This window comes from Streptomyces sp. NPDC091649 (assembly GCF_044756785.1).
Taxonomy (GTDB): Bacteria; Actinomycetota; Actinomycetes; order Streptomycetales; family Streptomycetaceae; genus Streptomyces.
The window spans coordinates 91,633-104,669 of record NZ_JBIVTR010000024.1 but is presented as its reverse complement, the minus strand read 5'-3'; the positions used below and the strand labels follow the sequence as shown (position 1 = coordinate 104,669).

Annotated in this window: 12 protein-coding genes and 1 CRISPR repeat array; of the genes, 2 read left to right on the top strand and 10 right to left on the bottom strand. The window is 69.1% G+C overall.

Translation table 11 applies throughout. The features are described 5' to 3' along the window. Positions 1-179: 179 nt before the first annotated feature. Entirely contained in the window at positions 180-881 is a 702-nt protein-coding gene (locus ACIQMU_RS29375; RefSeq protein ID WP_352240554.1) for a formylglycine-generating enzyme family protein, read from the bottom strand. A 508-nt stretch (positions 882-1,389) separates the two neighbouring features. On the opposite strand from ACIQMU_RS29375, the gene ACIQMU_RS29370 reads away from it, so the two are divergent. Both ACIQMU_RS29370 and ACIQMU_RS29365 read left to right on the top strand, forming a co-directional pair. Further along, positions 1,390-1,833, top strand: a complete 444-nt coding sequence (locus ACIQMU_RS29370) for a RidA family protein (RefSeq protein ID WP_402690067.1) — start codon at positions 1,390-1,392, stop codon at positions 1,831-1,833. Between the two features lie 350 nt (positions 1,834-2,183). Then, positions 2,184-3,713, top strand: coding sequence for a UDP-N-acetylglucosamine 1-carboxyvinyltransferase (locus ACIQMU_RS29365; protein ID WP_352240552.1), 1,530 nt, complete (start codon positions 2,184-2,186; stop codon positions 3,711-3,713). 137 nt (positions 3,714-3,850) lie between these two features. Here ACIQMU_RS29365 and ACIQMU_RS29360 read toward each other — a convergent pair whose 3' ends face one another. The 9 genes from ACIQMU_RS29360 to casB form a co-directional block, all read right to left on the bottom strand. Beyond that, positions 3,851-5,029: a tyrosine-type recombinase/integrase gene (locus ACIQMU_RS29360; RefSeq protein WP_402690066.1), complete on the bottom strand. Its 1,179-nt coding sequence runs from the start codon at positions 5,027-5,029 to the stop codon at positions 3,851-3,853. Positions 5,030-5,160: 131 nt separating this feature from the next. Next, positions 5,161-5,448, bottom strand: coding sequence for a helix-turn-helix transcriptional regulator (locus ACIQMU_RS29355; RefSeq protein ID WP_402690065.1), 288 nt, complete (start codon positions 5,446-5,448; stop codon positions 5,161-5,163). A gap of 137 nt (positions 5,449-5,585) precedes the next feature. After that, on the bottom strand, positions 5,586-6,284 hold the full coding sequence (locus tag ACIQMU_RS29350; RefSeq protein ID WP_402690064.1) for a tyrosine-type recombinase/integrase: 699 nt from the start codon (positions 6,282-6,284) through the stop codon (positions 5,586-5,588). A gap of 435 nt (positions 6,285-6,719) precedes the next feature. Then, positions 6,720-8,458: direct repeats of the CRISPR family, unit length 29 nt; unit sequence CGGAACACCCCCGCGTCGGCGGGGAGGAC. Positions 8,459-8,475: 17 nt separating this feature from the next. Beyond that, positions 8,476-8,793 carry a type I-E CRISPR-associated endoribonuclease Cas2e gene (gene cas2e, locus ACIQMU_RS29345; RefSeq protein ID WP_402690063.1) on the bottom strand — a complete coding sequence of 106 codons (318 nt, stop codon included), beginning with the start codon at positions 8,791-8,793 and terminating at the stop codon, positions 8,476-8,478. After that, positions 8,793-9,731, bottom strand: coding sequence for a type I-E CRISPR-associated endonuclease Cas1e (cas1e, locus tag ACIQMU_RS29340; protein ID WP_402690062.1), 939 nt, complete (start codon positions 9,729-9,731; stop codon positions 8,793-8,795). The genes cas2e and cas1e overlap by 1 nt, the downstream gene beginning before the upstream one ends. Positions 9,732-9,787: 56 nt before the next feature. Beyond that, positions 9,788-10,438, bottom strand: a complete 651-nt coding sequence (cas6e, locus tag ACIQMU_RS29335) for a type I-E CRISPR-associated protein Cas6/Cse3/CasE (RefSeq protein ID WP_402690061.1) — start codon at positions 10,436-10,438, stop codon at positions 9,788-9,790. After that, a complete protein-coding gene (gene cas5e, locus ACIQMU_RS29330; protein WP_402690060.1) occupies positions 10,435-11,211 on the bottom strand; it encodes a type I-E CRISPR-associated protein Cas5/CasD in 777 nt (258 codons plus the stop codon). Before cas5e ends, cas6e begins: the two co-directional genes overlap by 4 nt. Continuing rightward, the gene (gene cas7e / locus ACIQMU_RS29325) at positions 11,208-12,371 is read right to left on the bottom strand and encodes a type I-E CRISPR-associated protein Cas7/Cse4/CasC (protein WP_402690059.1); all 1,164 of its coding nucleotides are present in this window, start codon (positions 12,369-12,371) and stop codon (positions 11,208-11,210) included. Before cas7e ends, cas5e begins: the two co-directional genes overlap by 4 nt. Continuing rightward, positions 12,368-12,979, bottom strand: a complete 612-nt coding sequence (gene casB / locus ACIQMU_RS29320) for a type I-E CRISPR-associated protein Cse2/CasB (protein WP_402690058.1) — start codon at positions 12,977-12,979, stop codon at positions 12,368-12,370. The genes cas7e and casB overlap by 4 nt, the downstream gene beginning before the upstream one ends. Positions 12,980-13,037: the final 58 nt, after the last annotated feature.

Here is a 13,037-nt window from a genome sequence, read left to right as displayed (position 1 = left end):
GATACGCGCCGACCTCCATCTCGGCCTTCTCCAACTCGCCTGCAGCATCATCTGCTTGAGACGACTCAAAACCTCATTTTGAAACCGTCAGTAAGCGCCCTCACTCGACAAGGAACTCCATGAGGAACCATTGCGGGGCGTCCCGCGCCGTGCGCGGCGTCCCGTGCGGGAACCCGTCGTCACACGATGGAGCGTGCGACGCGGAACCCTACGTCCTCCACCTGGAATGTCGGGTGGCTGCGACGCCGAGCGGAGGCCCGGCAACTCCAGTGCTCGTCGAACCAACCACCACCACGGAGCACCCGGTAGCTGCCGTAGACCTCGGCGTCGTAGACGTCCCAGCACCAGTCCCAGACGTTGCCGAGCATGTCGTGCAGGCCCCATGGGTTGGGGCGTTTGCCGCCCACGGCATGGACCTGCTCGTCGGAGTTGGCGCGATACCAGGCGATCTCGTCGAGCGGCGCGTACCGCGGCCCCTCCGTACCGGCACGGCAGGCATGCTCCCACTCGGCTTCGGTCGGCAGTCGGTACCCGCCGGAGGACGCGTCCCACTCAATACCGTCACCGTCACTGTCGGCGTCAACGTCGGTGTCACCGTCGGCGCGGAAGCGGTACGCGGGCGTGAACCCGGCGGCTAGGGACAGGGCATTGCAGAACCGCGCCGCGTCCCACCAGGAGACGCACTCGACGGGCAGCCGGTCCCCCTGGGCCGCACTGGGACGCTGTTCGGCGACCTGCGCGTACAGCTCCTGGGTGACAGGGAACGCCCCGAGCCGGTAAGGCGCGAGGTCGACCGGCCAACTGCGCTGCGTCCGCCGGTCCGAGAGCGTCACCCGCCCCGGCGGAATGTCGATCATCTCCAGGCCCGCCATCCCATCCATGATCGAGCATCCTAAGGCTGTCCCACGATTCCCGGCGGGACAACCCTTAGGGAGCCCTGCCGGCATGGAACCTCGGGTCAAAGGCAGAACTGGGCGGCCCCGGAGGCCAGAACGGTCACCGACTCACCGCGCCGGCACCCGGCCGGACGGGCTCGTGCCCGGCCGCGGTGTGGCCTTCCCTGTCGCCGCCGCCTGACCGGCCGAGGACCGAGGGACAGCCGAGGGCCGGGGGACAGCCGAGGGCCGGGGGACAGCCGAGGGCCGGGGGACAGCCGAGGGCCGGGGGACAGCCGAGGGCCGGGAAAAAGGAGGAGCGGGACGCGCATGGCGCTGAGACAATTCTGCCTGCCGCCCGGGCCCGCACGTCCAGCACGAGACCGCGGCACACCCAGCACGACCGACGCGCCAGCACGCCCAGGCCGTCCAGCCCCGCTGACCCCTCCGACCCGTCCAGCCCGTCCAGCCCGTCCAGCCCGTCCAGTCCGTCCAGCCCAGGAGAAGTACGCACGTGACCCGCACCAGCGCCGTTTCGCTGATCCGTTCCCGCACCCTTTCCGACGTGGCCGAATACGCCTACGCCGCCACGGCGCCCGCCGGGTCCAGACTCATCTTCCTCGCCGGTGCGTGCCCGCTCGACGAACAGGGCAACACCGTGGCCGTCGGGGACTACGCCGGCCAGGCGGCGAAGGCCGTCGAGAATCTGCGGACCGCGCTCGCGGACGCGGGCGCCTCGATCGAGGACGTCATCAGCACGCGGGTCCTCGTGGCATCGGCCCGGCAGGAGGACCTCGTGACCGCCTGGGAGGTGGTCCGGGACGCCTTCGGCGACCACGACGCACCCAGCACGCTGATGGGCGTCACCGTGCTCGGCTACACGGACCAGCTCGTCGAGATCGAAGCCGTGGCCGCCGTCCTCGACGCCCCGGAGGCAGGACCTTCGCCATCGCGATGAGCCGGTCGGCCACCGGCCACCGGCCACCGGCCACCGGCTCCCGGACCGGCGACCCCGACTCCCGTGCCTCCGCCTCTCCGGCCACCGGCCGCCGGCCGCCGGCTCCCGGCGAACAGGGCAAGGACGCCGCGTCCGTCACTGCCGCGCCGGGGGCCGTCCGGTGCCCGGCGCGGAGGTCCGTGTTCGTGATCGCGGGCGGGGACGCCCCGTACGGACGCGCAGAGCACGCCCTTCGCCACCCCGTGAGCGACGATGAGGAGACCCGCCAGATGGGCGGCGGGTGCGCACCCGTCACTCGAACGGCGCACCCCCACATCAGCCTCATCTCATATCTGAGATAACCTGCCGTCATGTCAGACGACTACCTCGTACGCATCGGCAAGCTCATCCGTGACGCCCGTCAACATCGGGGCTGGACACAGACACAGCTGGCCGAGGCGCTCGCCACCAGCCAGAGTGCCGTCAACCGCATCGAGCGCGGCAACCAGAACATCAGCCTTGAGATGATCGCCCGCATCGGTGAAGCCCTCGACAGCGAGATCGTGTCCCTCGGTTACGCCGGGCCGATGCATCTGCGGGTCGTCGGCGGCCGGCGGCTCTCCGGGGCCATCGACGTCAAGACCAGCAAGAACGCCTGCGTCGCGCTGCTGTGCGCCTCGCTCCTCAACAAGGGACGCACGGTCCTGCGCCGGGTGGCCAGGATCGAGGAGGTGTTCCGGCTCCTGGAGGTGCTGAACTCCATCGGGGTGCGCACCCGGTGGGTCAACGACGGCGTGGACCTGGAGATCGTGCCGCCGGCGCAGCTGGACATGGAGGCGATCGACGCCGACGCCGCGCGTCGCACCCGCTCGATCATCATGTTCCTGGGACCGCTGCTGCACCGGATGGAACAGTTCACCCTGCCGTACGCGGGCGGCTGCGACCTGGGCACCCGCACCATCGAGCCGCACATGATCGCGCTGCGCCGGTTCGGCCTGGAGATCGCCGCCACCGAGGGGCTGTACCACGCGCAGGTCGACCGTTCCATCGTGCCGGGGCGGCCCATCGTACTGACCGAGCGCGGTGACACGGTGACCGAGAACGCCCTGCTGGCCGCCGCCCGCCACGACGGCACGACCGTCATCCGCAACGCCTCCTCCAACTACATGGTCCAGGACCTGTGCTTCTTCCTCGAAGCGCTGGGCGTACGGGTCGACGGGGTCGGCACGACGACGCTGACCGTGCACGGAGTCCCGCAGATCGACGTGGACGTGGACTACTCCCCCTCCGAGGACCCGGTCGAGGCGATGAGCCTGCTGGCCGCCGCGGTGGTGACCGAGTCCGAGCTCACCATCCGCCGGGTGCCGATCGAGTTCCTGGAGATCGAGCTCGCGGTCCTGGAGGAGATGGGCGTCGACTGCGACCGCACGCCGGAGTACGCCGCCGACAACGCGCGTACCCGCCTGGTGGACCTGACCGTGCGCCCCTCCAAGTTGGAGGCCCCGATCGACAAGATCCACCCGATGCCGTTCCCCGGCCTCAACATCGACAACGTCCCGTTCTTCGCGGCGATCGCGGCCTCCGCACACGGCCAGACCCTGATCCACGACTGGGTGTACGACAACCGCGCGATCTACCTCACCGACCTCAACCGCCTCGGCGGCCGCCTCCAACTCCTCGACCCCCACCGGGTCCTGGTCGAAGGCCCGACCCGCTGGCGCGCCGCCGAAATGATGTGCCCGCCCGCCCTGCGCCCCGCCGTCGTGGTGCTGCTGGCGATGATGGCGGCGGAAGGCACCTCCGTACTCCGCAACGTCTACGTGATCAACCGCGGCTACGAGGAACTGGCGGAGCGGCTCAACTCGGTGGGCGCGCAGATCGAGATCTTCCGGGACATTTGATATACGGATGCCGCCGCACCCCGTCTGACCTGCTACTCAGCGGGTCAGAGAGGGGTGCGGCGGCACCTCTGGGACTTCTCTGGGACTTTGGGCCCGCGAGGAGCTACGGGCCACACTCCACAGGCTCTGCCGACCGGCTACGGCTCCGCGAAGATCGCGTCGATGGCAGCGGCGCCCCGTGCGCCCGCGCGGGGCAGGAAGTGGGAGTACTTCCGCAGCGTGAACCCCGGGTCGGAGTGCCCCAGCCAGCGTGCCAGGGAGACGACCGATTCTCCAGCCTCCAGTTCCTCGGAGGCGTAGAAGTGGCGCAGGGCATGGAAGCCGTGCTCCCGGGACGGCTCCCAGACGCGAACACCGTCGGTGCTGCTCTCGTCCAGCGGGGCGATCACGTGCGCTGTCGCCAGAGCGGGCTTCCACACGTAGGAGTTGAGGTAGTTCCGGTTGACGGCCTTCTGCTCGCGTCCCGTCACCAGGAGGCTGTAGGTCCTCGGCCGCCGGTGTTTGGCCTCCACCGGCGTCTCGGCCGGAGTCGGGTCGTCCCAGGGCAGCGTGACCGGGATCGGCGCGAACTGCTCCATGTGCTGCCGGATTGCCCGGGCCACGCTGGCTGGTAGCGGCACGTCCCGGACCTTGCGGCCCTTCGGAAGCGCGAAGCACAGTTTCGCTCGCACCATCTTGATCTGCCGCCGGACGTGGACGACTTCCTTCTCGAAGTCGATATCGTCCACTGAGAGTCCGAGCGCTTCCCCTTGGCGGAGCCCGAGACCTGCTCCGATCACGAGGAGTATCCGGTAGCGGTCCGGCAGGGCCTCCCGTACCGCCAGGACCCGTTCGGGCGGCCACGCCTCAACCCTGCCAGGGGCCGCGGGCGGAGGCCCGACCGTGCTGGACCGGCATGGGTTGCGTCCAAGGCGACGGTCCTCGACCGCAGCCTGGAGGACGCTGGAGAGCGTCGCCCAGACCAGACGGATCGAGGTCGGACCGAGGTCCTTCTCCAGCCGCTTCTTCCAGTGCCGCAGGACTTCCGTGCCGATGGCGTTGAGCGGCTGAGCACCCAGGTGAGGAACGATGTGGCGGCGTACCCTCTGCTCGATCCGCTCGATCGTGGACGGGTCACCGCTCTGGGTTGGCCACCAGTGGGTCGCGATGTAGTCCTTGAGGGAGATTGCCCCGTCGCGGGGATCGACGAACTCGCCTCGGCGTGCATCGGTCTGGGCCTGGGCGAGCCAGGTCTTGGCGTCTTGGAGTGCGTCGAAGGAACGGTCCTTGACGCCGGGGATGCCCTTGACTCGGTAGCGGGTGCACTTGCCGTACATGGCGGTGCGGTCGCGTTTGCCGGTTTTCGGGTTCGGGCGCTTCTTTAGCCATCGGTCTTCTATGTAGCCGGCCAGGTGGAACTCCTTTGTGATGAGGGTGACGGCGGCGTTCTACGGCGCAGGAGGCCGTGTCAGGCGGTGGTAAAGCGGGCGGACCGCCCCTGCGGCCGGACGCTGAGTGGGTTGAGGGCGGGGTTGAAGCGGGAGTCGGCCTGCTCCTGTTCGCGGACCCAGGCGTCGAGGGCTTCCACTCGGTACATGACGCGACCGCGGGGGCCCATGCGGAAGCTCGGCGGTCCCTGACGGCGGTGGCGCCAGACGTAGAGGGTGTGGGGTGAGAGGCCGAGGTAATCGGCGGCGTCCTTCACGGTCAGGAAGGCCGTGCGTACCGCCGTGGAGGAAGCAGTGGGGGCAGGCAAGGGTCGTGCAGGCATCTGGGGTTCTCTGTGAGGGACGGGAGAGGCGAGCCCGGCTGGGCGGAAACCGCTGGTCCGCCCAGCCGTTGCCTGTCATGAGGCAGGGAAGAATCGCGGACAAGCCGCGACCCGGTGTGCCGCTACGGACGCCGTGCGGTCGAAGTCGGCTGGCTCGGCTCAGGAAGGGCCAAGGCGGCTTCGAGTCGATCCCAAGGGATTTCGTCCCGGCTCGGCTTGCGAAGGCAGTTCGCGAAGCGTTCGGCGAGGCGAGGAGCGTCCATTCCGGCGCATTCGGCCACCGCAAGGATGTGGCCCGCCGTCTGGTCGCCGTTCTTCAGCCACGCCGCAATGCGCGCGTCACGGAGAGCCGAGACATGCCTACCGAGCGACGAGTTCAGTTCATGTGCTTGCAGGGCTGCTGCCCGCGCCTGCTGCCAAGCCTTTCGGTAGACCTGGGCGGTCAGCGGTCGTCCGTTGTCGAGGACAAACATCGCGTCATCGGGGCGGAGATCGCGCCGGGTGGTCTCCTCCTTCAGGATCGCCGCCAACTCGCGGCAGACGGGAACACGCCGTACGGTACCGGCGCGGTCCGAATCCTTCTCGCGGCGCTCTTGTGCCTGAGGGTGGACCATGAGCCAACCGGTGCCGTCGTCCACGAGTTCCACGTCTCGCACGCGCAGCACCCGGGCCTCCTCCGGGCGCAGTGCCGCGAGAGCGATGGAAGCCAGGAAGGCTCGCAGGGCGAGGCCGTTCTGCGGATCTTCGCTGGCCCGGTCCAGGATCGCGAAGCACTGCCGATCGGACAGATAAGACGTTTGTTCATTGACGACTGCGGTCATGGAAGAGCTCCTTGAGGGTGAGGCATGGATAGACACGGCAGTCCGGCCATCCCAGGCGAATCGCACGGCGACCGAACACCATCAATACTCCGAAGAATCGCCGGTTTGGGTAACCGGCGATCCCGTGCTACCTTGCGCCGCTCTCGCGCACTCTTCCGCAGCTGATCTAGGTTCGCTTGCTTCACCGCACGATTCCAGTCTTTTCCCGGGTCAATGTGTCTGCCATCGGCGAACCACCATGCTGGCGCCGGAATCACATAGGTCAGCCTGTCGAATAGTCAGCCCTGAACGAGTGGAAGCACCGGAACAGAGCAGGTGTCTTCTAAGCACCTGGACTATTCTGCGAAGCTCTACTCGGCGCCTGAGCGCCAATACGCTCCTGCCGCAGATACATCTCCGCGTACCTGCGTGCCATGTCGGTACCGCCTCTCAGGACGGATCGCCCCCGCGTCGGCGGGGAGGACGGGCCCCAGGAATAAACCCACAGGCCCGGTGCCGGAACACCCCCGCGTCGGCGGGGAGGACCCCTGCGAGGCGATTTCCAAGCTCACGTCGGACGGAACACCCCCGCGTCGGCGGGGAGGACGCTCACCACCCATGAAGTTCCGGACGTCAACACGGAACACCCCCGCGTCGGCGGGGAGGACTCACGCATCTTGTACGCCGAGTTCTGCGCCATCGGAACACCCCCGCGTCGGCGGGGACGACTCTCACCGTGGGTGCGCTCACGAATCCCTCCCCGGAACACCCCCGCGTCGGCGGGGAGGACCCATGAGCCGGGTTCCCGGTGACAGCGGGTCACGGAACACCCCCGCGTCGGCGGGGAGGACAAGTACCGATGCGCCCTCTACCGGTTCTTCGACGGAACACCCCCGCGTCGGCGGGGAGGACCCGCAAAGACCGTCAGCCGCGCGCTGAAGGTACGGAACACCCCCGCGTCGGCGGGGAGGACGTTGACGGTTTCGAACCACCGCCAGAGGCCGTCGGAACACCCCCGCGTCGGCGGGGAGGACGCCTCGATGGAGATGGGCACGAAACCGTCGGCCGGAACACCCCCGCGTCGGCGGGGAGGACGGAAGCCGGGCGATCGATATCACGAACACGGGCGGAACACCCCCGCGTCGGCGGGGAGGACGGTGAGGGACAGCGGCGTCCCGGCCGAGTGCGCGGAACACCCCCGCGTCGGCGGGGAGGACACGTGTACGCAGGTGGGACATGGTTCGTCGGGCTCGGAACACCCCCGCGTCGGCGGGGAGGACTCCTTGGGCGGCCTACACGCTGATCGCGGCGCCGGAACACCCCCGCGTCGGCGGGGAGGACGGTCTTCTGGGGGTCGACGTTTACGCGGAGGGCGGAACACCCCCGCGTCGGCGGGGAGGACCTCGGCGGCCACACAGACACCGGTGCCATGACCGGAACACCCCCGCGTCGGCGGGGAGGACCCGGCCATCGCAGCCGACGCCGAGTCTGTGATCGGAACACCCCCGCGTCGGCGGGGAGGACTGCTGGGTGATGCCGGGGCGGTGGGGTTTGGGCGGAACACCCCCGCGTCGGCGGGGAGGACCCCGTATCGCCGCAGCACTGACCACCGCCGCTCGGAACACCCCCGCGTCGGCGGGGAGGACTGGATCAAGGGGGCCTTTCGGGTGGGCCGGTTCGGAACACCCCCGCGTCGGCGGGGAGGACGACGACATCTTCGAGGGGTGGCAGCGCTTCTACGGAACACCCCCGCGTCGGCGGGGAGGACCCGCGGGCGACAACGCACGCGACCCACTCGGACGGAACACCCCCGCGTCGGCGGGGAGGACGCCTTCTTCGCCGACGAGTTCGCGCTGTCGGCCGGAACACCCCCGCGTCGGCGGGGAGGACGTGGGTGTAGGTGACGGTGAGCGTGCCCCCGACGGAACACCCCCGCGTCGGCGGGGAGGACTCGGGGGCTGCCGGCGCCACGTCCGCGCCGTTCGGAACACCCCCGCGTCGGCGGGGAGGACGATGTTGGGCTCCAGGCCGAGGTGGACGCGGGCGGAACACCCCCGCGTCGGCGGGGAGGACAGCTGCGCCACAACGCCGGCCCCGTTGGTGATCGGAACACCCCCGCGTCGGCGGGGAGGACTAAATCAACCAGCGCAGCAAAGATGCCACCGTCGGAACACCCCCGCGTCGGCGGGGAGGACACTTCCTGACCTGCACCTTAAGAAGGGCTTTGCATTTCCTTTGCCTTTGGTGCGGCGGTCATACGGATCAGGGTAAGCCCGTCGAAGTCGGCGGGTACGCGGCGACGGGTGCCGGCGGTTCGGATGGCGTAGCCCTGTTCGGTGGGGGCGGGGTGGACGAGGACGGCGGCTCCGTTGCCCACGGTGTCGGTGACGGCTTGCCAGAGTTGGTCGCGGACGCGGGCGGAGACGCTGCCGACGAAGATGCCGGGGACGACCTCGCTGGTCCAACGGCTGAGTGCTCCGCGGAGGTGGTCAGGAACGGCCGTGGTGGCTATCACGAGCATGGACGGCATCATTCACCTCGGGCCGCGTAGTTGATGCCGGCGGGAAGGGTGCCGGCCTTGGGGTCCCAGAGGTGGACCAGTTGGACGTCGCGCTTCTCCTGTGGCTCGTCTTCGTCGGTGGCATCCGTGGAGCGTGGCGTCAGGAGGTTCTGGACGTCCCGGACGATGCGTGGGAGGAGCTTGAGGAGTCGTAGGTCTTCACGGAAGCGGCGACGTGCTTCCTGTTCGGGGTTGTCGGCATTGTGGAGGGCGAAGGCCAGAGGGAGGGTGGTCTCGGCCTTGTAGAGGTCGGCGATGTCGTAGACGAAGGAGTGCTGCTTACCGGTGTGGACGAATCCGAGGGCGGGAGACAGTCCGAGCGCGAGCAGTGCGGCGTGGACGATGCCGTAGAGACAGGCGCTGGCCGCGGACAGGGCGAGGTTGACGGGGTCCTGGGATTCCCATTGGTCGGGGTGGTAGTTGCGGCGGAAGCGGCCGATGCCGTGCTGCTGGGCCAGGATCTTGTAGAAGGCTTTCATCCGCTGGCCCTCGAGGCCGCGGAGTTGGTCGAGGGTGACGGCTTCGGGGAGGTCGGCGTCCTGGAAGCGCATGCGGTACATGCGGACGGCGACGTCGAGGCGTCGTCCGGAGTCGGCCCAGCAGGCGACCTGCTGTTCCAGCCAGTGAGTGGTGAGAGAGTCGGAGAGGATGCCCGCGTAGGCGCGTACTCCGCCGGATCCGACGGAGATGACGCTGGTGCCGTGGCGGGCCAGGGTGTTCAGGGCAGGTGTGGTGATGGAGACGCCCGGGCCGACGAGGAGGCACGACAGTGCCGCGGTGGGGATGTAGACGAGGTCGGTGCGCTGGGCGTCTACCTGGATCTGGGCACAGACTCCGGTGTCGTCCTGTACCACGCGGACCATGTCCAGGTAGAGGAATGACAGGGAGTCGGCGACGCGGGGCAGCATGGCGAGGGTAGGTGAGGCGAGGCGCCGACGGGCGTCGCCTCGCCTTCTCGGGGCGCTCATGCGACCGGTGCGGGGGCCAGGCTGAGCAGTCCGGCTCCGTACGGTTTGCCGCGTCCGATGCCGGCCAGGACGGCCTCGTGCAGAGCATCGGGGTCGGTGACGACTGCGGTGCCGTCGTAGCGGATCAGGCTGTGCCGCATGCCGTCGGCATCCTGCCTGCGGGGGCGGACCGGCGGCATGTTGGTGGGCGTCAGGACGTGGACGTGCAGTCCCGATTCGGCCGCCCGGCGTAGCCACCACTGGTCGGCGTCCGCCCCGGACAGTGGCACGATCCGGCCGCGCTTGCCTTTTGCCTCGAGCGGGAGGCGCTCGCGCTTGGCGGGGTTGAGGACGATGCGGTAGCGGACGGCCAGCCCTTTGCGCAGGGCTGTGAACATAGGGGTGAGGCTCTTGATGTCTGCCTGCCCGTATCCGGCGGGGAGACGGTCAGGGTTGAGGCGATTCGCTTGGACGAGGAGGGTGCTGGTGGTGTCGGTCTCGTCGAGGCGGTAGAGCAGGCCCGCCTGGCTGCGGGGCGATTCGCCGAGGCCATCGGGCACCATACGCATCACCGTGCGGTGCATTTCGGTGGCGTCGCGAAGATCCCGCTGTACGTCACGACTGTGCGGGTTGAGGCGGATCCGGGCGATCACCGGCTCGTCGTTCATGCGTGTTCCTCGGCGTGGGCGTAGTCGATCAGACGCGTGAGCAGGCTCTTCTGCGGTCCTGCCAGAGAGCGGTGCACCGGCTCGACGGTGCGGTAGAGACGGCGACTGGCATGGGCCCGTCCGTGTGGGGCGAAGCTGACCGACATGTCGTTGACCTCGATGACGTCGGCGGCCGCGCCGGGACCGCCTTCGGGAAGTGCACGCTCTCGGAGGAACTGCACCGGGACCGATTGTTCTGCATCGTCACGGGGTTCGGGAGAGATGAGAGGTACTCCGGTCAGCAGCTCATTCTCGGGGTCGTCGACGTGTCGGCGCAGGAGGAACGGCTCGTCGGGTGGGCAGGAGCGTCGGCCCAGGTACGGCGCCCAGTAGGGGCGCCGTAGTGCGGCAGCGAGCTGGGCCGTCAGGTCGTCGGGGGCGGTGACGGCGACGACGAAGACCGCGTCGGTCAGGTACTGGCGGCGGGTGATGACGGCCGCGTCCTTGTGGCTGCCGCCGCTGGTGGCGGCGGTGCGTTCCTTGGGGAAGCCGCCACCGACGGTGTGGTAATCCTCCAGCAGCGTGCCCGGTCGGTCGACCCGCACCGTCAGCCGCACCTGCTCGTACTTCTTGAGGCTGGCTGTGTCGCCCCGGGCGGTGCCCTGGGCAGCGGCGAACATGCCAATTAGCGCGGAACGGGTCGGGAAGAGGGCGGTCTCCCGCACGGGGGTGAACGCCGAGCGTTCACCCCAGGACTGCAGGGGACCGGCCAGGCGCAGCAGCAGTCCACTCACTGCTGGGCTCCCGCGACCGTGGTGTCGGCGGCGCTGATCGCGGCCTCGACGGCTGCGTCCACGAGCGTGTAGTAGGACTCGTGGGCGGTGCCGAGTCCCTTGGGGTTCTCCTGCGGGTCGATGACTGTGTGCCCGTGGAAGGGGCGGTTGCGGTCACCGGTGAGCCGGTTGATGTTGACGGTATAGGTGTCGAGTGCCTGGCGGGACGGCTTGGAGAAGCCTCCCTGCCGGTCGGCGGTCACAGGGGTTTCGAACGCGGCGGCCAGCGACAGCGGCCGGTGCTCGCGCACCGCCAGGTACGCGAGGTCCGGCAGGGTGTGCGGAGCCGTCGAGTTCTTCTTGGCCTGGGGCAGTGACATCAGGAAGTGCTCGGCGAATGAGGCCAGCACGGTGCGGGCGGCCTTGACGTCCCCCTCAAGGTTTTTCAGCAGGTCGGTGACGTTGACGGTCCCGTACCGGTAGAAGACGCCGGCGGCGAATTCGGCGGTGTCCAGGTGCCCGCTACCAGTCTCGGATTCGCCCAGCCAGTCGTCGACCGCGGTGAAGTAGTCCCGCTGTGGCTCCGCGGCGTGCGTGGTGAAGGCGTGCGCGACCTGAGCGGCACCATCGACGTTGGCGTCCGGCAGCTCGGCGAGCATGCGTCCCAGCAGGCTGATGGAGGCGGTGCGCCGCTTGAGGATCTCCTCGATCGTGTTCGGGGGCAGCGTCTGCGGGGCCTTGACTCCCTTCTTGGCGCTCGCCGCCTTCTTCATGGCGGCCTCCAGGGCCGCGCGGTGCTCGGCACACACGGTGGCGAGCTCCTCGACGGCCGCCTCCGGCAGGAACAACAGGACCGAGGTGTGACCGGCGGCCTCCAGACCGATGCCCTTCTTTCCGGCGCTCACCGCCACTTGAGAGCCGGCGAATGCGGCCAGGTCGGTGGGCCAGCCCGCCCGTTCGAGCGTCTGCTGCACCTTCACGGGGACGAGGCGGGTTCGGGCCGCCTTCTCCCCGAGGTCCTTCTCCACACCGAGACGGATGGGCCGCTTCCAGGACTGGCTGGAGACCCGGATCCGCAGCGCGTCGCCGTAACGCACCTGCTTCGGAGATCCAAGATCATCGCGGTTCAGGTTCGCGGCCGGCACCGACTGGAGCGCGTTCAGGTCCAGGTAGAGGGTCATCGCTCGTTCTCCTCGGGAAGAGTAGTGGTGGTGTCGGGGGCGCCAGCGGGCGTGGAGCGGCGGAAGTACTGGTCGAGCCAGCGGGTAGCAATGGCGTCGCGGTCCTGGGTCCACCAGGACAGGTCCTTCAGCAGGACAGACCAGTCGACCGCGGTGCCACCGCTCAGGAGCTGCCGGGTCAGGGAGGGAAGCGTGCGGTGAACGGCATCGCTGCTCTGCCGGGACATCAGGTGCAGAGCGCTCTCGGCCGTGCCCGCCTTCATGACGTCCCTGCGGACAGCCTCGCCGAGCGCGGCCCCCAGATTCGGACGCAGGGACCAGGAGGTGGCCGAGGTGGCCGCCGGCTCGGTGTGCCGGGCGGCGCGCGGGCGCGCCGCTATCAGCGAGGCCACCGAGTAGTAGGCGCGGCGGGTGTCCGGGTACCTGACGTCGTCGTGCTGGTGGAGCCAGGGGACGAGGTAGCGGTGCATGTAGTTGCACCGTTCGACCGGCAGGCCCAGGCCCCGGCGCAGCTCGGCACGGGTGCGGTTGTCCTGGCAGAGGTCGTGGACGTAGGAGATGAATCGGTCGTGTTTCGGCGGCGCAGCGGCCGCCGTGGAATCGGTCATGAGGCATCCCTGGTAGGGAGAATCAGGTGAGAGCGCTGACAGATGGTCAGCGTGTGCA